This window comes from Gillisella vitis (assembly GCF_001541345.2).
Lineage (GTDB): Bacteria > Pseudomonadota > Alphaproteobacteria > Rhizobiales > Rhizobiaceae > Allorhizobium > Allorhizobium vitis.
Map to the genome: position 1 here is coordinate 91403 of NZ_LMVL02000009.1, position 21526 is coordinate 112928.

13 protein-coding genes and 1 pseudogene are annotated in these 21526 nt (G+C 59.9%); 5 read left to right on the forward strand and 9 right to left on the reverse strand.

What is annotated here, in order from left to right:
• Nucleotides 1-10: 10 nt before the first annotated feature.
• Nucleotides 11-1237 carry an LLM class flavin-dependent oxidoreductase gene (locus tag ASB66_RS23535; RefSeq protein ID WP_081088904.1) on the reverse strand — a complete coding sequence of 409 codons (1227 nt, stop codon included), beginning with the start codon at nucleotides 1235-1237 and terminating at the stop codon, nucleotides 11-13.
• Nucleotides 1234-2526 (reverse strand): NtaA/DmoA family FMN-dependent monooxygenase, encoded by a 1293-nt coding sequence (locus ASB66_RS23540; RefSeq protein WP_060716518.1) that lies wholly within the window; start codon nucleotides 2524-2526, stop codon nucleotides 1234-1236. The genes ASB66_RS23535 and ASB66_RS23540 overlap by 4 nt, the downstream gene beginning before the upstream one ends.
• A 171-nt stretch (nucleotides 2527-2697) precedes the next feature.
• Between ASB66_RS23540 and ASB66_RS23545 the strand changes: the two genes are divergently transcribed.
• Entirely contained in the window at nucleotides 2698-3636 is a 939-nt protein-coding gene (locus ASB66_RS23545) for a LysR family transcriptional regulator (protein ID WP_060716603.1), read from the forward strand.
• Nucleotides 3637-3955: 319 nt separating this feature from the next.
• Here ASB66_RS23545 and ASB66_RS23550 read toward each other — a convergent pair whose 3' ends face one another.
• On the reverse strand, nucleotides 3956-7570 hold the full coding sequence (locus ASB66_RS23550; RefSeq protein ID WP_060716519.1) for a DEAD/DEAH box helicase: 3615 nt from the start codon (nucleotides 7568-7570) through the stop codon (nucleotides 3956-3958).
• Between the two features lie 280 nt (nucleotides 7571-7850).
• Here ASB66_RS23550 and ASB66_RS23555 point away from each other — a divergent pair, with 280 nt between their 5' ends.
• The 4 genes from ASB66_RS23555 to ASB66_RS23575 all read left to right on the forward strand — a co-directional run bounded on the left by ASB66_RS23555 (nucleotide 7851) and on the right by ASB66_RS23575 (nucleotide 12662).
• Nucleotides 7851-8444 (forward strand): DUF6088 family protein, encoded by a 594-nt coding sequence (locus ASB66_RS23555; protein WP_060716604.1) that lies wholly within the window; start codon nucleotides 7851-7853, stop codon nucleotides 8442-8444.
• 249 nt (nucleotides 8445-8693) lie between these two features.
• Nucleotides 8694-9680, forward strand: coding sequence for an AAA family ATPase (locus ASB66_RS23565; protein WP_060716521.1), 987 nt, complete (start codon nucleotides 8694-8696; stop codon nucleotides 9678-9680).
• Nucleotides 9681-9683: 3 nt separating this feature from the next.
• The gene (locus tag ASB66_RS23570) at nucleotides 9684-12194 is read left to right on the forward strand and encodes a S8 family peptidase (protein WP_060716522.1); all 2511 of its coding nucleotides are present in this window, start codon (nucleotides 9684-9686) and stop codon (nucleotides 12192-12194) included.
• A gap of 150 nt (nucleotides 12195-12344) precedes the next feature.
• Nucleotides 12345-12662 carry a hypothetical protein gene (locus ASB66_RS23575; protein WP_174084778.1) on the forward strand — a complete coding sequence of 106 codons (318 nt, stop codon included), beginning with the start codon at nucleotides 12345-12347 and terminating at the stop codon, nucleotides 12660-12662.
• A 174-nt stretch (nucleotides 12663-12836) separates the two neighbouring features.
• On the opposite strand, the gene ASB66_RS27215 is transcribed toward ASB66_RS23575, so the two are convergent.
• From ASB66_RS27215 to ASB66_RS23600, 6 genes and pseudogenes are all read right to left on the reverse strand, one after another.
• Nucleotides 12837-13766, reverse strand: a complete 930-nt coding sequence (locus ASB66_RS27215; protein WP_474368109.1) for an ATP-binding cassette domain-containing protein — start codon at nucleotides 13764-13766, stop codon at nucleotides 12837-12839.
• A pseudogene (locus ASB66_RS23580) lies at nucleotides 13761-16442 on the reverse strand (ABC transporter transmembrane domain-containing protein); the annotation flags it as partial. The pseudogene ASB66_RS23580 and the gene ASB66_RS27215, both read right to left, overlap by 6 nt.
• 83 nt (nucleotides 16443-16525) lie before the next feature.
• The gene (locus ASB66_RS23585) at nucleotides 16526-17974 is read right to left on the reverse strand and encodes an ABC transporter ATP-binding protein (RefSeq protein ID WP_060716524.1); all 1449 of its coding nucleotides are present in this window, start codon (nucleotides 17972-17974) and stop codon (nucleotides 16526-16528) included.
• Nucleotides 17971-18786, reverse strand: a complete 816-nt coding sequence (locus tag ASB66_RS23590) for an ABC transporter permease (protein WP_060716525.1) — start codon at nucleotides 18784-18786, stop codon at nucleotides 17971-17973. Before ASB66_RS23590 ends, ASB66_RS23585 begins: the two co-directional genes overlap by 4 nt.
• 41 nt (nucleotides 18787-18827) lie before the next feature.
• Nucleotides 18828-19790 (reverse strand): ABC transporter permease, encoded by a 963-nt coding sequence (locus ASB66_RS23595; protein ID WP_060716526.1) that lies wholly within the window; start codon nucleotides 19788-19790, stop codon nucleotides 18828-18830.
• Between the two features lie 3 nt (nucleotides 19791-19793).
• Nucleotides 19794-21353, reverse strand: coding sequence for an ABC transporter substrate-binding protein (locus ASB66_RS23600; RefSeq protein WP_060716527.1), 1560 nt, complete (start codon nucleotides 21351-21353; stop codon nucleotides 19794-19796).
• Between the last annotated feature and the right edge of the window lie 173 nt (nucleotides 21354-21526).

Sequence of the window (21526 nt, forward strand, 5' to 3'; positions counted from 1 at the left end):
CTCATCACTCCTAAAGCCGCAAACCGGCGGCGCGCATCAGCGGGAGAACGGCTCGTCCAAAATGGGTCAGGTCGGGCAGGTAGTCGAAGAAGGAGATGTGGAAACCGTCCACACCTTCGGCATGCAAAGCGGCAAGCTGGTCGACGATCCGCTGAGGCGAGCCGACAAGCCTGACATTTCCCCCGACAGCGATCGCATCGACCGAGTTTACATCGTTGCTCTTCGCCCACGCCTGCGCGTCGCTAACCAGCCGTTTGTCGAAATCCTTCGTGTCAGCAATGTTATGCAGCCCGCCGACATTCCTATGCTCGACGGCGGCAACAATCGCGTCATAGTATTCTTGAGCTTCCTGATCCGTGTCGCGACAGACGATGATTGGATTGAGGATGACCCGGATTGTGCGTCCGTTTTGAGCCGCAGCTGCCTTGACGGTGGCGGTATGGGAACCGAGCGACGCCCGCGCTGCCTCGAAGCTGCCCCCGCCGGGGCTGGTGACAAAGACGATGTCCGATTGCCGCGCGGCGAAGTCTATGCCGGCCGGCGAGCCTGTCGCGCTGATCAGAAGGGGTCGGCCGAAAAGCGGCTTCGGCGTGATAAAACCCTCTTTGATCCGCCATGGCGATTTACCGGAAAAGGTGACGGGCTCGTCCGAGCGCCATAATGCCTTCAGCGCATCGACGAATTCGTCGGCGAACCTGTAACGCTGATCGTGCTCGATCTGCGAGCTGCCGAACATCTCGTGTTCGATCCGGCGATGACCGGTCACGACATTGAGGCCCCAGCGGCCATTTGTGATGTGATCGAGGGTGGCGCCGGCGCGCGCCAGATGAAGCGGATGCCACGGCCCGTACAGGATATGCACGGTTGAAGCGAGCAGGATATTCCTCGTCTCTGTCGCCAGCGCAGCCATGGTGACGAATGGATCGAGAGAGGTGCCGTTCAGTACCTCGCCGAATCCACCTTTCGGCAGCCATTGCGACAGTCCAAAGACGATGTCGAAGCCGAGCTCGTCGGCGATCCGCACAAGGTTGCGGTTGTAGTCGAAATCCCAGGACGTTGTGCGCGGCAGATGCGACGCACTCCAGCCACCGGCGTTCAGCGGCAAAAACAGTCCGAGCATCGTCGGCTGGCGAAAAGCACGCGCGACCGGGCTTTCGGCAAACTCAGCAGGGGAGGGGGCCGGGTCGTTTCGCGGCGATCCTTCGGACGTCAGCGTATGGTGCGTGTCGCCCATCATTCACCGAGTCCCAGATTTCCGCGCAACGTGCTGTGCCGGTATTCCGACCGGAAGAGGCCGCGCCGCTGAAGGATCGGGATGACGCTTTCCGTAAACGAGCTGAAGCCGTCGGGAAAATGGGTGGCGCTGACATTGAAGCCATCGGCCGCACCGTTGCGGAACCACAACTCGATTTCGTCGGCAATCTTCTCTGGCGTGCCGGCAATGAAGCGGTTGCGCCCCTGAGAACTGAGCAGGATCTCGCGCAGCGTCGCGCCCGGGCGCCGTTCGATCATTTGCCAGGTGGATTCGGAAATTCCGGTTGAAACGGCTGGTGTGAACTCAGCCGGCGCACGCGTCGGAGCCGGTTTGTCGAGGTCATCGCCCCCCAGAGGGACACCAAGACGGATCCCGAACCACCGCGCATCGGCGGCGAGGTCGCGAAGCGCATCGAGGCGTTCGACCTTTTTGAACGCTTCTTCCTCTGTCGAACCAACGACCGGATAGATTCCTGGCATGAACAGTGTCAGGTCAGGATTGCGACCCGCCTTGCGTACCGCGTCCTTCGTCCTTCTGTAGCCCGCTTGGGCTGCCTCAAGGTTGGTTTGGAGACTGTAGATCAGGTCGGCGTGCCTTGCGCCGAAGCTGAGGCCAACCTCGGAGGACCCCGCCTGCACTAGAATGGGTTTTCCCTGTGGGCTGGTCGGCACCTGCAAGGGGCCGCGGACCTTGAAATGTTTTCCAACATGGTTGAGATGGCTGACCTTCTTCCAGTCGACGAAAGTGCCGCCAGCCTGGTCGAGTAATAGCGCACCGTCTCCCCAGCTTGCCCAGAGAGCCTTTGCAACGCTCACGAACTCCTCCGCACGGTCGTAACGCTCGTCATGCGTCGGCAGGTCCATGCCGAAGTTCCAGCCCGCTTCCGGAAGATAGCTTGTCACAATGTTCCAGGCAGCACGGCCACCGCTGATATGATCGAGCGAAGAGAGCTTGCGGGCGAGTTCGTAGGGCTCGGAAAATGTCGTGGAAACGGTAGCGATCAGTCCCACGGATTCAGTTCTCGCCGCTATCGCCGAAAGTGCCAGCAATGGATCGAGCGCGTGCCACGGTTCGACTGGCGGCTCCATCGGAAGGCTCTGGAAGTCCGAGAGAAAAACAGCGTCGAAACCTGCCTTCTCCGCTATCTGCGCGACCTCGATGTGAGCGTTCACATCGAGAAACTGCGCGGGGTTGTCGATGAGGCGCCATCGCGCTGGGTGCAAGCCGAGGCCAAGATTGTAATTTGCGGTGAAATGAAGTTCTCGTTGCATATCGTTCTTTGCTTCAGGAATAAGGAGGTGCCGCGCCCATGACAGACGGTTTCAAATTGCGGGCGGCGGGCCTATTTAGGAAGCAAAAGTCTACTAAATATATAGACTTTGGTGCATATTCCTGTCGATTATATGTTTGTTTTCGATTTCACTATTCGAGAGGTTCGAAGAATGCGGGGCACCGACTTTGGCAATCTGCGTGCTTTTATGATGATCGTGGATTCCGGCAGTTTCGTTCGGGCCGCAGCAGCCCTGAAAATCGCGCCTTCCACTCTCAGCTACACAATCCAGGTTCTGGAAGGGCGGCTTGGGACGAAACTGCTGCAGCGTACGACGAGAACGGTCAGATTGACCGAAGCTGGAAGTCGATTGGCCCGACGCCTCGGGCCAATGATGTCCGAATTCGACACCTTGATGGAGGACCTGACGGAGCCTCGGGAAAAGCCCTCCGGGACGCTGAAGCTTTGCGTCCCGCGTATGCCGATGCGGCTTTATATGGAACCGCTTCTTAATGGCTTCGAAGCCGCTTACACGGACATTACAATCGATCTCACGATTGGAGATGTGCTCGTCGACATCGCGGTCTCCGGGTTTGATGCTGCGGTCATCCCTAACCGGAACATCCAGGATGATTTGGTCTCTCTTCGGTTGGGACCGGAATTGAAGCGCATCGTTTATGCCTCACCAAGATATCTCGCCCGTTTCGGGGCGCCCTCCGAACCGGGAGACCTCGTTCATCATAATTGCATCAACTTTCGAGGCCCCCACACCGGAGCAATCTATCCTTGGGAGTTTCAGCGCGGTCAGGAACGCTTCGAGGTTGCTGTCAGCGGCTCGCTCATCGTGTCGGATTCAACCTACACCCTTTCAGCCGCTCTCAGCGGCAAGGGCATAGGCTATGGCATAGAGCCGATTTCGAAACCGTTTCTGGACGACGGCAGTCTGATTTCAATCCTGGATGGCTGGGTCGCCCCGCATCCTGGGTTCATGCTGTGCTACCCAACGAGCCGGAACATCTCCGCCGCGCTCAAGGCATTGATTTCGTATGTCAGAAAGCAGAGTCGTGCCGGTAGTAGACTCAACGATGACCGTTTGAATGGTCAAATTTGAATTCTTCGGCCCTGAATTCCCTTTAATGCTTGAAGCGTGGCGTCCAGCTCTCGATCAGTTCCTGCTGCTCGTCATCTTTGTCAGGCTCCAATTCCAGCCCAATCTTGGTAGATGTGAGAATAGTCAGCACTTTTCCATAGGCGCCAAGGCCGGCACCGGCAATGTTAATCAGTCAGCGATTCTTCAGGAGGACATCCGAGGTGTGATCGTCCGTGCTGTGCGTGGATGCGGCTTGGACACACGGACGATGGCAGGACCCCCGAACCGCTGGCGTCGGCCACCTCGTCCTTGTCGATCTCGATGAGTTGAGCTGGCCGCTTTATGTCGTCGGCACCGCCCTCTTGCCGATTGGCGCACGGCGCAGAGTTGCGAGCTCGCGCGCATGGGCGACGCCCGACCACGCGCCATAAGAGCCAACCACATAAAAGTTCTGCTTGGCACGCGACACAGCGACATTGAGAATATTCGGCGTGCCAGCCGCCCATGCTCTTGCGGGATGTTGGGCAGCCTTCGGAGCACCGAGCAGCAAAACGACAGAGTCTGCCTCGCGGCCCTGAACAGTGTGGATCGTACCGACGCGGTCCTCAGTCCACTCCTCGATGTCGATATTCAGACGGGCGACGAGTTCCTTCTCCTGCTTGAGGCGGCGGCGCATCTCTTGGGCAACGATCCGGAACGGGGTGATAATGAAGAGATCGGGGCCGGTGACTCCGGCATTTGCCAATTTCCTCAGGAGCGCGATGACGACGTCGCCCTCGGCGGGGCACCATTTGGTGTCCGCCTCGCCATCGATATCGAGCCATTTTGAGGGGCCGAGTGTCGCGCCGACGGCACCTTCACAGCGTAGCCCCGGCGCATGGACCATCTGCCCGTCATAGGCGATTCGATTAGAAATACCGAACATCGGGTCCTGGCAACGTCGATGGACCAGGAGCGGTATGCCGACGCGCCGCGGACCCTGATCGGATCGGAAGCTTCCCTGAAACCGGGACGCCCGATCGGCAACCGTCTGGGCCGAGGCCTCGGGCGCTGCCCAGACCGGCATGTCGATCCTGAAGAACCGGCATATCTCGGCGTTGAGCCGTTCCGGCAGAGTGACAACCGGCGGGATCTGAAGCGGGTCGCCGACGATGATGGAACGACGGGCACGCATCACGGCGCCGACGGCGGCTTGAGGAAGCGCCTGGCCTGCCTCGTCAACAAGCAGCCATCCAATGCTGCGTGGAGGCAGAATACCCAACATCTTGTCAACCGAAGCAAAGGTCGTCGAAACAAGCGGCACGGTTATGAACAGCGTCGACCAGAGATCACCCAGCATGTTTCGCCTGGCATCGTCAGTTGGTGGTCCGGCGCTGAACACGTTCATCAGCGCCCCGACATTATGCAGGATCTTCTGCGCCGCAGCGTCAATGAACCCCTTATGCACCTCCATCGCCGCAATAAACAGATCTTCCCGCTTTCGGTGGATACGATCCGGCACCCAAGGCGATGCGAGGTTTGACATCTCGTGACCTCGGGCAAAAAACGCATCATCGACGATGCGGTCTCCGAACGCGCGCCTGTGCGGCTCAAGGTCTTGAGAGCGGCGGTAAATGTCCTCGGATAGCGGGCGCTGTCTGGCCTCCACAGATGTGATTTCGTTCGAGAACTGCCCGATCTTCTCGATGACAGACGCCAGATGTTGCTCACCGTCACGCATCGCGCTTTGCGATGCTGCCGCCGCGGTCGCCAGCGGCGTATTGGCTTGTTGCCATGCTTTCCACGCACGCGATCGCCAGAGACGCGAAAACAACCCAGGACGGGTCTTGCGAAGCTGCGCTACTTTCTCAGCGGCGGCTTGATGGGCTAGCCTGAGTTGCGAAACCTCGGCTTCGGCAGGCGAACGCTTTTTTTCCTCGTTCAGTCGCTCGGCTTCAAGGCGGGCTTTCCCAGCTTCGAGCTCCACCATCTTTCGCTTGAGGGCCGAAACCTCAAGGCAAAGCACACGTACGCCCTCGATAGCCTTGAGATCGGCATCGATTTCCTGTTTGAGTGAAAGAAGCCTTGTACGCGCCTTTCGCCAATTCGCCGCCGCCAGTTGTGGCGAAGGCGGTTTCTCGATCGTAATAACGGAGGGAGTTCGTCGTTCGACTCGTCCTGTCTCCTCATCCTTGATTTCCTCAACGACGGAATCGCCCTTGGCAGCTTTCAGATAAAGGCGAAGACCGCGATCCCTGTGCCACCAGAATCGCTGCTGAAACGCAGCACGGTTCCTGGCATTGCCGAGCACTGCTGCGATCATACCCCAGGTCTCGATCGGCTCCTGTCGCGATTGTTCTTCGTCATCCTCCCGTTCGCGGGGCCCGTAAACCAAATCGCTCACGGTTCGGAAGAAGCTGAGCTCGCTAATGTCTCGTCCGACCGCTTTTTTCGCGGGAAGCTCCCGACTGACGTTCTCGACCGCCTTGTTGTTGCTCGACGCGACAAGGATTTCGTGACCCTTCAGACTTTTGTCGAGCCGGTAGAGATGGAGATAGCCTGCGTCGCCCGTCTGTATTTTCAGCCCAGAGGCGGTGAAGGCAGCTTCAGGGACATCGAATGTGGCCATGGCCATGGCGCGGTCGAGTACGCTTGCGGCGACGATGTCGCGAAGCAGCGTCGTCTTCCCTGTCCCAGGGGGGCCGTTGACCGCGATCATGCCTTCTTTTCCGGAAAGCTCGCTGCGGGCGATGTTCACCGCTGCCTGCTGAAGCAGGACCAAGGGGTGGCCGCCTGGCGCCGGCCAGCGTGCAGCCGGCATCTTGAGTGGAGACACAGCCTCCTCCAACGCGGCAGGCGAGGCGAGCAGGTCGATCACGGAAGCCGGTTTATCGACACCCAGCAACGCACGCAGTCCGGCGGGAGCTTCCGAGGTTGCGACCAGCGATGCCGCCTTGCCAAGATCGTTGAGATAGAAGGAGTTGAGGAGCGCGACCTCGGGCGGGTTCTTTGCCTTATAGTAGTGGTAGACGCGCAGCGCGAAGCTCGGGGGTTCGACGAGTTCCGCCGCGAGCCCGAACTGGCGTAGTAGCCAGCGGTAGGCTGTCCCCATCGCAGCCGGGTCGACAGGAAGCGGTTTTCCATTTCGGTCGGTGCGACGCAGGATCTCCTCGACCCTCGCGGTAATCTTCTCCTCGATCTTCGGCCATGCGCCGAGTGCGCCAAGCTCAAGCTTCAGGGCCAGTGGCAAGGCCCAGGCGAAGCTCGAAACGGCAACGCTTTTCTCTTCAAGAAGGAAACCATCCTTATCAAGGAGGATGGCGCCGATGGCCGCCTTCTCGCGGGCACGCGCACTCAACTCCTCCTCCCGTCCGAACGCCTTGACAAGCTCCTCCGTCGCCCGATCCATTGCGATTGAGCCGAGTACAACCTGATAATAGAGTTGGTAGTTCTTCTTGGATCGCTCGCCTTTACCCCAGGGAACGTTGCCTCCCCCCAGACTAGCGACGCTTCGGCGATCGCCCGCAGCAAGGTCTTCGGGCCGCCGATAGGTTTGGGGAGAAAGGGATTCGAGTGCAGTCCACGCCGCCAGTATGGCCCTGGGCTCATTGTCCGCCTCCGCCGGGGAGAATATCGGCAATGCTCCCAGATCGAGTTGCAGTGGCAGAGCATTGTCCTGACTGCTGTTCACTGTCCGGTCCTGACGCGCAGTGGGAGCCGCCGAAGGCGAAGCAGTAGTTTCGGCAGCGCTCTTCGGTTCGACGTGGTTGGCCAGGTCATTGTCAGGCGGACCCAGATTGGACAGGGATCGCCTGACTCTTTCAAGCAGCCGCGTGGCTTTGTCGGTATTTCGATGTTCGTTAAGCTCACGCTCAAGCGCTTTAAGAACTTGCGAGTCGTCCTGCGAGCGCTCGAACAGGTCCTCAAGCTGTGCAATTGAGGAATTGAAGTAGTGTCGAAGCTCACCTGTCGCCATAACTATCCGTTCTCTCCAGCACATCACCAGGCTCGAAGTGCCGGTTGCTACCGTAGGGCGATGAATGCGTGGATGACGGATGGGTCCGCGATCCGTCGTCAATGATCTTCAACTATGCAATGCCCCTGTTGGTCTAAACTCATAAATCATCCCGTCACACTTCTCTAGCGTAACGTGGAGCGCGCTGACGTCTGAAACGGCAGCCACCTTGTTTGTCAGGAAAAGATAGGCTATTTGCTGACACATGGAAACCGTTGCAATATCAGTTCCAGAGCGAATTATGATGCGTGCCCGTACTGGCGGGCGCGGCGGCGTCTTCACGCCCAGTGACTTCCTGGACGTGGCCGCACGGTCAACCGTCGACCAAGCGCTTTCCCGATTGGCCAAGAATGGAAAACTCCGCCGCCTGGCGCGAGGCCTTTACGACTTCCCGAAGGTTCATCCGCAACTTGGAGCACTTTCGCCGGCCCCTGACGATGTTGCGCAAGCGTTGGCGCGGGAGACTGGATCTCAGGTGCAGATCTCCGGCGCGCGCGCGGCGAACGCCCTTGGCCTGTCAACACAGGTCCAGGCGCAGAGCATCTATCTGACTGATGGCCCGTCGCGCCGTGTCGTACTCGGCAAGCGCATCATCGATCTGCGACACGCTTCGCCCAAGCATCTTATTGCTCCGGGAAGTGCGGTCGGCACTGTCGTCCAGGCCCTTCGTCACCTGGGGGCGGTACGTGCCGCCGACGTTGCGCAGATTGCGGCGCGTCGGCTGTCAGCCAGCGACAAGAAGACGCTTGCCTCCAAAGCGATCCAAGCCCCCGCATGGATGCGGCCGACGCTGGCCTCGATCGCCAACGCAGCAACGGGTGAGTTCGATGGCTAACCGTGCGAATGTGTCCATTAAGCTGATGCGAAAAAGTTTGCTCTCGTTACAGTCTCGAATGTTGGTAACTGTTGCGTCGTTCAAATTGCTTTTCGCAATGGCCCTCAATAAACTGGATTTTAACCAGTTCTTGGGGAGAGGCGTCTATCTCTCGAAAGTGCCCAAAAGTCGCCGCGAGAGGAACACGATGACGCAAATGTGGACCATTCAATCAGAAGGAGCTCGATCTATGAACCGAGCTCAGTCGTCATGACCACGGCGCAGCAGTTGATCTCGCTGCTGAAGAGCCACGTCGAAGGCGACGACGAGCAGTTCCTGACGATTGCATTGCAGGCTGCAGCAAGTGAGGCGCGCAGGGGTCATGGAAAGGTGGCTGTGCAACTCCGCGAACTTGTCGATGCAGCGCGCGCCAACAAGGATCGTACCTCCGGGCGTAAGAAGGCTCCTGTTCCTATTGCGCAGCCACGCGGTGACCTCGCAAACCTCGTTGCAGTTCGCTATACTGACGTTCGGCTGTCAAGCATGATCCTTCCTGCGGAGCTCGAAGCTCGTTTGAAACGAGTCATTCTCGAGCAGCGACAACAGCATAAGCTTCGCAGCCATGGGCTGGCCCCACGTCGCAAACTGTTGCTCATCGGTCCCCCCGGATCCGGAAAGACAATGACCGCGGCTGCGCTCGCCGGTGAACTCCATACGCCGTTGTTCACCGTTCAGCTCGATGGCTTGATGACGAAGTTCATGGGGGAGACCGCCTCGAAGTTGCGGCTGGTGTTCTCGGCGATGGCTGAAACCAAAGGCGTCTACTTCTTCGACGAGTTCGATGCCATCGGCGCGAAGCGCGCAGAACGCAATGACGTGGGCGAGATCCGGCGTATCCTCAATTCGTTCCTTCAGTTCCTGGAAGAGGATGAGAGTGACGGTCTGGTGGTGGCGGCGACCAATCACCCGGAATTGCTCGATCCAGCGCTCTTCCGGCGGTTCGATGACGTCATCGAGTATGCATTGCCGAGCGTTGAGGTCGCGACCGGGATTTTGCAGGCGCGCCTTTCCAGCTTCGACACTCGGGATATCGACTGGAAAAAAGCGGTTACAGATGCTGCCGGTTTGAGCCAGGCCGAGATTGCCCGCGCTGCGGCCGACGCCGCGAAACTCGTCGTCCTGTCCGACCGGGACCGCATCACCCAGAACGATCTGTCCATCGCGATAGCCGAACGCAAAGGAGCGGCGTCGCAATAATCGATGGCAGAAGAACCACCGCGTCCACTCCCACACGTTTATTTGCCCGGTCACGGGAACATCCAGGACTACACCGCCAGAGGCGGAGGTGGCGGGACAACCGTGCCGGTGCGCGATAGGGCTCAGCATGCTGTAAAGCTGACAGAAGCCCTTACCCGCGCGGTGGCAGACGCGGAAGCACAATTAAGAGCTCGCGAGCCCGACCTTGCGGGTGGAACGCCAGGTTTCTATCTTGAGTTTGAACTCCCTTCGTCTCAGAGCGAGATCGTCGACAAGCTCGAAAACCGCCAGGGCAAGTTTCCGATCGAACTTGTCAGCGTCCGCCCGATAGGCGAGGGAGGAAACACGATTGCTGCCACTGTCTTCGTTCCCGAGCGGCAGCGCGACTATTACCTGAAGAAGGTGGCCGAATATCGCGACCAGAACCGGATCCAGAAGGTCGAGGTCGACGGTGAGATCGTCGAAAGAAACAACGGACCCAAGAATGAAGTGCTCGTGGCCTCGCTTGAGACCGCGCGCCTTGCGGTGGCCAGATCCCTCTATACGGATGACGAGGCGTTCTTTCCGGTACCCGGTACGGCCATCTGGTGGGAGGTCTGGCTGCGTCTCGGGACCAGAGACACCTTTGCGGCTGCGGCTGAGCGACTGGAGCTTCCGGTGCGTGAACACGCCCTTCAGTTTCCGGAGCGGGAGGTGTTGATCGTCCACGCGAGCGCTGAAACCCTCGGGCGGATCATTGCGCACACAGACACGATCGCAGAGCTAAGAACCGCACGCGATACACCGGCTTTCTTTATGGAGATGGACGGCGCCGAGCAACGCGCCTGGGCCGCGGAGACGGCGGGCCGCATTGTGCCCCCCGATGGTGACCGTCCCGCCGTCTGCCTGCTCGATTCAGGCTCTACCCGCCGTCACCCTTTGATCCTCCCGGCGCTCGCAGCAGTGGATCAGCAGGCATTCGATCCCGGCTGGAACGTCGAAGACACGAGCAATCAGGGGCACGGCGGCCATGGGACCCAGCTTTCCGGCGTTGCCATTTATGGTGACCTGACCGATGTTCTCGCCGGAGCGGGGCAGATCATCCTGACGCACCGACTGGAGTCGGTAAAGATTCTGCCCGACCACGGTGCAAATGACCCCGATCTCTTCGGCGCCATCACCGCCCAATCGATAGCGCGTGCCGAGATCGTTGCACCGAACCGGCCTCGCGCCATCTGCCTTGCCCTGACCAGTGATGGCGATCACTGGCGCGGCCGTCCTTCGTCGTGGTCTGCGGCTCTCGACGCACTCGCCTATGGCGCCGATAATGCGCCACGCCTGATTGCGGTCTCCGCCGGCAACATTCGTGAGGATATCCATCAAAACGATTATCTCGTCCGCAACGATATCACGCCGATCGAAAGTCCTGCCCAGGCGTGGAATGTGCTCACGGTCGGGGCATTTACCGAGAAGACGGCGATCACCGACCCCGTCTTCAACGGATGGGGTGTCATGGCCCAGGTTGGCGATCTCATGCCACGTAGCCGTACCTCCGTCACTTGGAACTACGATTGGCCTCTCAAACCCGATGTCGTCTTCGAGGGCGGCAATCTGGGCGTAGATCCGGCGACGCTAATCGGCGATCACCTCGACGATCTCGCGCTGCTGACGACCTATCGGACGCCCGAGAACCGGGCGTTCACCACGACGGGCGAGACCAGTGCGGCGACCGCGCTCGCGGCAAGGATGGGTGCGCAGATCCTGGCTCAGCGTCCTGATCTGTGGTCCGAGACGGTCAGGGCGCTGATCGTCCATTCGGCGGAATGGACACCGACGATGAAAGCCCATCTTGGCGGGATCAACAAGAATGCCTTGATGCGGCGTTACGGTTTCGGGGTTCCATCACTGGTGCGCGCCCTTGGAAGTCTCGATAACGATGTCACCATGGTCATTGAGAACGAGATGCAACCATTCAAGACCGTGGGCAGCAGGATCGAGACCAAGGACATGGTCCTGCACGCGCTTCCCTGGCCGACGGAGGAGCTCGAAGCTCTTGGTGAAACCCAGGTTCAGTTGCGGATCACGCTCAGCTATTTCATTGAGCCCAATCCTGGGGAGCGTGGCCAAACACGCCGTCACAGCTACGCTTCGCATGGATTGCGGTTTGCGTTGAAACCGGGCGACGAGCGCCCCGATGTCTTCTTGCGTCGCATCAATGCCGCGGCCGGGGTCAGGCCGCCGGCAAGGGCGGCGGGAGACGCAGGCTGGACGCTTGGTCCCGTTCTTCGCAATCGGGGATCGCTGCATGGGGATATCTGGGAGGGAAACGCCGTCGAGCTCTCCCAGCGTGACGCTATCGCCATCTATCCGACTGGCGGATGGTGGCGGGAGAATACCGGTCAGAGAAGGGGTAATACAGCGGTTCGTTATGCACTTGTCGCAACGTTGCGAACTGCGGCTGATGTCGATCTCTACACCCCGATCAGCACCCCCATCCTTCCAGAGGTGGCGCCCGAAATTCTGATTGAGACTTAGACCCTCCCGCATGGGGGGCATTGGACCGTGTACGTCCCAGACGAGGTGGCCTTCCGGTCAGTCATCCGACTCGGCAGCTCATATGGTCGGGTTCCGGCCCCACCGCCTTGAAGGAGAGATGTGTGGCTTTCCCCAACTGATCGGCCACGCGTGTGCACGTCAGATATCGACGGCGCCGGGCCAGTGGAGGCGGCTGATCCGGCCTTGTTCGATGACACCGGTACGGCCGCACACGACGCACTGAAACCTTCCCAGACTGGCGAAGGTGCAACGCGAAAGCGCTGCACGCGGCACAAGAGAACGGAACCGATTGAAGCCGTTCCGCCACCTTCTCCAGGCGTTGCCGCCGTTTCTGACGATGCAATCCGCCCTGATGAAGAGATCAGGCTGCTGCGGGACCAGTGGGCGCGCAAGCTTCAACTGCAAAATGCTCAACTGAAGAGGATGCTGGAGCGGTTCGAACGCTGAACGTGTCATTGTCTCTGACATTCAATCGGGCTGATGTGTCTTGGCTCGGCGCATTCTGGATCCCCACCATCGACGCCATTGCTCATCCCCACATTCGCACTACAAACCCGAGGGGGAAACGTCAGTATCGTCGGTTGTCGGCTTCTATTTAGATTCATATTTCAAGGCGCCCATTCACTGACCCGCAAGCGCTGCGTATTCGACCTGAGCCAATCCAACGGACTGATGGCCGATCAGTTCGGCGTAAAATCCACCCAGGCTCATCAGATCACGGTGTTTTCCCCGCTCGACGATCCGCCCATCCCGCATCACGAGAATCTGATCGGCCGCCCGGATGGTCGACAGGCGGTGGGCGATGATAAGGGTTGTCCGATTGACCATAAGCTCGTCGAGTGCTGCCCGCACATGAGCCTCGCTCGCCGCATCTAGGTGCGATGTCGCCTCATCCAGGATCAAGACTGGTGCGTTTTTGAGGAATGCCCGGGCAATGGATATCCGCTGCCTCTGCCCGCCGGAGAGCTGGACGCCTCGCTCTCCAACCGGCGTTTCCAGTCCAGCGGGCAATGACGCAACAAAATCCGTGAGGGCAGCCCGCTGGATCGCCAGATCCAGGTCGTCCTGAGTGGCATCTGGACGAGCGAGCCGAATGTTTTCTGCCAACGTCGAATTGAACAGATACGTATCTTGGGCGACGAGTGCGATATGCTCTCGGAGACTGTCCAGTGTGATATCGCGGAGGTCATGGCCGTCGATCGTAATGCGCCCCTCCTGAGGATCCCAGAAACGGAGGACCAGGTTTGCGATCGTCGTCTTGCCGGCGCCCGACGAGCCGACGAGGGCGATCCGCGCGCCGGCCGGCACCTTGAAGTCAATCTCCTCAAGTACGGTCGATCCCGCCTTGTCGTAGGAGAAGGTTACGTTCGAAAATTCCAGTTCCGATCCGCCGGTAGACTCCGGCAGGAGCTTTGGACCGTCGACAACCGGAACGGGTTCGACATGGACGGCATGGACGCGCCGCGTAGACGCGATCGAATCCGCAAGCTGTCGTGCTGCCTGGGCAAGCTCCGATACGGGCAGGAAGGCCGCGGAAGACAGCAAGGCCACGAGCGGCAGAAGTGTCGGTTCGAACGCATGGCTATGGATCATGAAGGCCGCAGTGACCAGCACTGCCGCAGATCCGAGGGCGGACACCACCTCCTGCCTGGCCGTCTGGAACGAGAGGTCGGAATTGAGCGCGACCCTCGTGCGCTGATACTCGGCCGTCTGATTGTGAAAGACCTTCCGGCGCGCAGCAACCGCGCGAAAGGCGATGAGTTCGCCCATGCCTTGCACTGTGTCCACGACAAAGGCATTGAGGCCACCCAGTTCGGCGCGAGCCTGGCCGCCAAGAGCATCAACCTTGCGACGCTCGAACACCGGTGCGAGGGCCGCGTAGAACAGGAAGGGCAACAGCACGAGCGCCGTTGGCCAGGCGATGAAGGTGAGAGCGATCAGAACGGTTAATGGTATCAGGAGTGCGACCATCGCTGGCGCCACGACGTGCGCGAAGAAGTATTCGACCGTCTCGACATCCTGCGTCCCGAGGGAGACGAGGTCGCCTGACCGCCGCTTCAGAAGATAGGCCGGCGCAAGCTTTTCCAGCACGTAGTAGAGATCGACGCGCATCTGGGCGAGCAGTCTGTAGGCCATGTCGTGGGAGCGCCACGATTCATTCCATTGCAGAAACGCTGCCAGAGGCACCAGTGCCGCCATCCACATGAGATACGCACTAAATGGCGCGCCCGTCTTGATTGCCGCCACCGTCAGCGCGCTGAGCGTGCTGACGCCGATCAAGGCATAGACGCGTCCCACGCCGGAAGTGACGGTCAGGATCAATTGCTTGCGCCATGGCCCGATCAGTTTGAACAGCGTTCCCAGGGTCTGGAATGAGGTCAGGCCTGCGGCAATTCTTTCCCCTTCGGTCAGTTGAGGTTTTGCCGGGGATGTTTTTACGATGTCGGCCGAACGTTGGTTTTGGGGCGCTATGACGGTGTTGAAATCGACCAAGGCGTCACTCTCGCTCAGTTGGATCTGTTCGGCCATGAGTTTCCGGTACGGCCCGTCGCGGGCGATCAGTTCGGCGTGCGTGCCACTGTCGGCGATCAGTCCATCGGACACCACGAGGATACGGTCAGCATCGATCACGCTCGACAGGCGATGCGCCAGCACGATGGTTGTCCTCTCCCTGGAAAGATCATCGAGAGCAGCCTGAATAATGCTTTCGTTCTCGGCATCGACCGACGAGAGGGCCTCATCGAGGACGAGGATGGGCGCGTCCCTCAAGACCGCACGGGCAATTGCTATTCGCTGTCGTTGACCGCCCGACAGTCGGAGGCCGCGTTCCCCGATGATTGTGCGATAGCCCTGCGGAAGCGAAGCAATAAATTGATGGGCGTTGGCGGCATGCGCAGCGGCCTCCACCTGTTGCGGTGTCGCGTCGGGACGGGCGATGCGGATGTTGTCTTCGACCGATCCGTAAAAAAGATAGGTGTCCTGTTGCACGACGGCGATCTGATCGCGGATGTGATCGGCAGCAAGCGTTGTGACATCGTGCCCACCAATCCGGATCGTGCCGGCATCTGCGTCGTAAAATCGCAGCAAAAGCTTGACAATGGTCGATTTGCCCGAGCCGCTGTAGCCGACGATGCCAATGCGCTCACCTGCCCTGACGTCGAAAGACACGCCCTTAAGGGCTGCGCCGCGTTCGTCCGAATAGCCGAACCGTACATTCTCAAAGGATATAGACGGCTCGATATCCGGAGTGGCAGAGGTTTCGCGCGGGGGACGCGGTGGTGTTGCCTGAAGCAACGCCTTGATGCCAACGGCGGCTGCATTGGCCATCATGCCCCGGTGGAGGAGGGAGCGCAGATCGCGCAAGGGACGAAACACCTCGGTCCCTGCCATCAGAACGATCAGCAAAGCCTCGATACTCATGTCTCCTTGGCTGACGCGCCATGCTCCGAGCGCAATGGCAGCCGCAGCGCCGCCAGCGATGGCGAGGTCCGTAAATGCCCGGCTCATAAGGGCGGCTTGCAGGACAAACATTGTGCTGTCGGCCAACTGGTTTGCTTTCAGGGCAAGCCGCTCGCCGAACGCGGCGCTCTGGCCGAAAGCCTTGAGGGTCGGCAAGCCTTGGACGGCATCGAGAAAATCCGCGCCGAAGGCTTTGAAGGAGCGAACGCGGCGCAACGTCGACTGTTCGCCGATACGCTTGAGGACCACCGGAAAGATCAAGGCGAGAATGGCGGCCAGCGAGATGACGGCCGCGACGGGGACGTCCCAGAACGACAGGACCGCAAACAGGAGCACTGGTGCCAGAAACGCGATGGCAACTTGGGGGAGAAACTGACCGAAAAACGCCTGGAGTTGTTCGACGCCATCAATTGTCGAAAGGGCGATGCTGCCTGTCCGTCGCTCGGCGAGCCATGCTGGTCCCAGCCGCACGATCTGGTCGAAGAGGCTGAGCCGTACCCGGTCCTGAATAAGTGCTGCCGTACGATGTGCCACCATGGCGCGCCAGTATTCAAGACCCATGCGCGACAGGATGACCGCCACGAGTATGGCGATCGCAACCAATTGGTCGGCCAGTGGCGCGCCTTCGAACAGACGCGCGATCAGCCAGCCGAGGATAATGAACCTTGCGATGCCGAGTGCCAGCGAAACAAATCCGAGGGCAATGGCTGCGGCGATTCGGGCACGGAAGCCCTTCGTCGCCGCCCAGAGTTGCGGGTCAAAATGCATGTTTATGTCCTAACGAGGCGTTTGCGGGCGTAGTGATAACTACGTTTACTATCTACACTACGGGTGACGTAATGTCCATTACGTCAGGTGGGAAGAGTGCTCGGTCTCGATCTCGTGACATCGATCAACGTCGCCGGGGCGTTGTCATCCGCCACCATCAGCATACGGCGGTCCGCGATCGCCGTGCTCAGGTCCTGATCATGGGTGATGAGCAGGATGGCCAACTCATCCTTGTCGGCGACCTTGCGCAGGTGCCGGATAACCTGCTCCTGCACCGGAGGATCGAGGCGCGAGGTGGGTTCGTCGGCAATCAGCATCGTCGGCCTCATCGCAAGGATGCGAACAAGTGCCAGGCGCTGCGCTTCGCCGCCGCTGATCTGGCTTGGGCGGCGATGAAGCAGGTCATGCCGCAGGCCAAAGCGCTGCATTAATCCCTCAACCTGTCTGAACCCACGGTCGCCGTCTGGCAGGCGGCGCAGGTCTTCGAGGCTCCGCCCGAGGGATTGCCATGGCGCAAACACCCGCGTCGGATCCTGATGAAGTTTTTGAAGGGAGCCGCCGCGTTCGGCCGTCGGCCGCCGGATGATCCCCCCAAGTGGAGAGGTTTGACCAAGAAGCGTTCGGCCAAGGGTTGTCTTTCCGATACCGCTCTTGCCCAGAAGCGCCGAAATATGCCCGGCATGACAATGAAAATTCACATCGTCCGCCAGAACTCTTTTGCCGATACCGATGCGCAGGTGATCGGTCTCAATGACTTTCGCAGTCGTTGACCGCGCATAGGGGCGGGCATCCCACGTTGCGGGATCGCTCGCTATGTACCGACGCGCATAGTCGGTGCGGGGGTCTCTCAGGATCTCCTTCGCAGGTCCTGACTCTATGATCGAGCATTCGTCGAGAAAGGCGATCTGATCCGCCAGTGACCGGACAAGCGCGATATCGTGAGTGATGAGGAGGATCGCGCGACCACTGTTCCGCAACGCGCTGAATACCTGCGCCACGACGTCGCGCCGGTCCGCATCGAGACCTTTGGTCGGTTCGTCGGCGAGGATGATGCCGGCGCTGGTCACTGAAGCGATCGCGGCCATGACACGCTGCGCCATGCCTCCGGACAGTTCGAATGGACGCTTGTCATGATGTTCAGCATCCAGTTGCATGGCCGAGAGTGCTGCGCCCGCTTCATGTGATCGTCGTGGTGTCTGAATTTGCTCGGCGACCTGAGACTTTGCGCTCAGCAGCGGCGCCAATGCGTTGAGCGGCTCCTGGGGTAGCAGGAAGAGATCTTTCGCCCATAGAGACCTAAGTGCTGTGCGGTCGGCGGCGTCATAGGTGCGCCCGTTGACGATGATGCGGCCAGAGACCGAAACGCCGCCCGGAATGAGACCCATGATGGCACTGCCGATCAGACTTTTGCCGCTGCCTGTTTCCCCGAGAACGGCGAGAATCTCGCCAGCAGCGACGCTGAGCGAGATGTTTTCCACGATGACACGATCGGGCGTTGCGATTGTCAGTCGTTCGACAGCAAGAGTACTCACAAGGCGACCTCCTCGATCCCCTGGCGGCGGGCGCTGTAATATTCGCCGATCAGCGTTGCCGAGAGCGTGCAAACCAGAATGGCGCCAGCCGGAGCCAGCACCATGTGGGGATAGGTGCGGAAGAAGGTCATCGTGCTGGCGATCATCCCGCCCCATTCGGCATCCGGCGGACGAAGGCCTAGACCGAGGAAGCCGACCGAAGAGATCGTAAGGACATTGGCGCCGACGGTCAGGGCTCCCAAGGACGTAAGATAAGGGGCAATCGCCGGCAACACGTGGGTGCGGAAGATGTAGGCCGAACCGAATCCGAGCAGGCGGGAGGCTTCGACATGATCGGTGGCCAGTTCACGCGCGGTAATCGCAGCGGTAAGGCGGGCAAAGCCTGGCCACTGCGACATCCACAAGCCAAAAAGGATCGGACCGACACCGCCGCCCAGCAGACCCGAAACCAGGATGACAAACAGGAGACTGGGGCAGGCGATGATCACATCGGAAAGCCGCATGATGACCTGCCGCGTCCAGCCGGTGCGGAACGCTGCCAGAAATCCGAGCGCAAGGCCGGTGGCCAGCGAGGCGACCACGCCGGCAAAGGCAATCCCCAGCGATACGCGTGTGCCCGCAATCAGCCGGGCTGCAATTGATCGACCAAGATTGTCTGCGCCCAGAAGGTATTCGGCAGACGGAGAAGCATAGGCTGCACCAAGATCCTGCCGGTTGGGGTCGACCGTCAGCAGGAGTGACCCGAGCAATCCCACCAGTAGCATCACAGCCAAAGGCATGAATCCAAAGAGCACGATCGACAGTGGCGGCATGCGCCGGGGCCTCATGGTAACTCGATCGAGCGGTGAAAACGTCATGGCTGGTGGCCCGCCACAAACAGCCGCGGATCGAGCAGCCTTACCGTGACGTCGCTGATACCATTGATTGCGACCACGGAGATGCCAATCAGCAATCCCGCACCCATCGCCATCGGTATGTCGGCCGCCAGAACGCTGTCGATCAGCCGCGTTCCGAGACCGTCAAGGTTGAACAGTACGTCGATGACGACAAGACCGCCGATCGTATGGGCAACCAGCGGCCCGAAATAGGCGATCACCGGAACGAGTGTCGGCCGCAGCGCATGTGTAAAGATAATCCGCAACCAGCTCTGGCCCTTGATCCGCCCATAGGTCGGATAGAAGTCCTGCATCGTTGCGACCACGGCATTACGGACCACGCGCGAAAGCTCCGGAAGCAGCGCAAGCGCAAGCGTGCAGGAGGGAAGGATCGTGTAACCAGGCAGGTTATTACCGGCCGCCGGCAGCCAGCGCATACCAATGGCAAATATCGTGATCAGAATGATACCGAGCAGGAACGACGGCACTGATGACAGGACCGCGGAAACAGCGAGAAACCCTCGATCGACAACGCTGTCGCGCCGCATCCCGGCTGCAAATCCTACCATCAGGCTCAGGACAAGAGCGACGCTGACACCGATGATCGCAATGCTCATCGTCGTCCGAAAACTCTGCCACACTTCCGGCGTGACCTCGCGGCCACTGATCATGGAGCGTCCCAGCTGGCCGGTAAATACGGACCCGACCCACCGGCCATATTGCAGAATGACGGGCTGATCCAGTCCCGTCATCCGGCGCGCCTGATCCACGGTCTGCAGGGAAATCCGCTCGCCGTAACGAGCTTCCGCAACCCGAAACGCAATATCGCCCGGGGCCATCTGCACAGCGACAAAAGCGAGGCTCGCAACGGCAAACGCAACGCCTGCCGCAGCCACCAGATGACCGATAACCGCTCCGGCAATGCCGCGCATGGCAGGCATGCCTCAGCTAGCCCATTTGACGCGGTCGATCCAGAAGCTGACCTCGAGGGCATCGATTGGCACGCTGTCGAAAGCAATCCGGTCGGAAATCGAGACATTGTAGTCGTACCAGACCACCGGAATGACCGGCAGATCGGCATTGACGAGCGCACGGATCTTCTTTCGAGCCGCTACGCGCTGGTCCTCGTTGCGAGCGGCAAGATAGTCGCTGAGGGCTTGTTCCATGTCCGGATTGCGGTAATTCACACCGCTCCACACCGCGTTCGCCGCATTGCTTTCGGCATAATCCAGCACAAGAGTGGCGACGGGATCAGGCACGGCACCATAGTTTCGTCGCGTGAGGCCGAAGAGGAAGCTGCCCTTCGAGACGGCCTCGAGGACCTGACCCTGGTTACCGTTTTCGAGTTTCACCTCGATACCGACGTCGGCGAGCTGTGCCTGTATGGCTTCCGCCAAAGATTTGACCTCTGGCTGCTTGCCGACAATCATCGTGAACGAGAAGCGCGTTCCATCGCGGGTCAGGACGCCGTCCGACCCCTTGGTCCAGCCAGCCCCGGCCAGTAGCCGCTCGGCTTCTTTCACGTCGCGTTCGATCTGCGGCAGATTGGGATCGTACCAGTCGGGAAAGGCAGCAGAGAAGAGCTGGTTGGCGGCGGCTTTTGGATTGCCGAACAGTGCCTGGGCAATCCCTCGCCGATCGACGGCCAGGGAGATCGCCCGACGCTCGACAGGGTCATCGAAACGCACGTCCCCCGCATTGACGAACACGCCGTTGATCCGGGCCGTCTGGACCTGCTTGACCTTGACCTTTCCGCTGCCTTCGACCCTGTCGCGCAGCGCCTGCGGCAGGCCGAGAACCAGATCGACCTGACCCGCTTCTGCCATGTTGGCAATCGTGTCGGGCGACGTCGCGCCGGTGAAATGAACTTTGGAGATGTTTGCCGTGGTTCCCCAATAATCGGAGAAAGCTTCCAGATCCACCGAGGTTTTGCCCTCGATCCGGGTGATCTTGTACGGGCCGGTGCCAATGATTTGCTTGACGGTTCCGTCAGGCGCAAAAGAGGATTTTGCCAGAATAACGGCCGGGCCATCGGTGAAGAAGTCCGCCACGAGGCTGAACGGTTTCGTCAGAGAGACAACCACTGACTGACCGGCAACGCTCACGGACGAAATCGGCAGTTGCGGCACCATTTCGGTGTTGTTGCGCGACTTGCGCATGACTTCTATGGCATCGCGAACCAGTTCGGGGGTCAACGCGCTACCGTCGTGGAAGCGCACGCCTTCGCGGATAACGAAGGTCCAGTTCAGGCCGTCGTCGCTCACAGACCAGCTTTTCGCGAGTTCCGGCGCGAGCTTGCCGTCGGGATCGATCGTCACCAGGGTTTCGGCGACCCGCAGCCGGCGGAAATGATAACTGGTGTCAGCCAGTTCGAGGCTGGTGATCTCGCGAGGCGAAGTGATCTGAAGGACACGTTCTTCCGTCGCCCACGCGCTGCGGCCGAATACGGTCGATACGGCGCCGAGCGCCACGGACGCGGCAAGCACCGCTCTTCGGGAAATCATGAATAGGCTCCTCGGGTTAAACTCGACATGACGACCATGCCCGAACGAAGCCCCAGCCTGTCCGGCGCGTCGCTGCCCGTGGAATGGCGCCGTGTTCCGGAGCCCAGCCACTACGCAGCGTAGTAGCTGTTACCATTCATGATAATAACGATCAAGTTTAAATATTGCCAGGA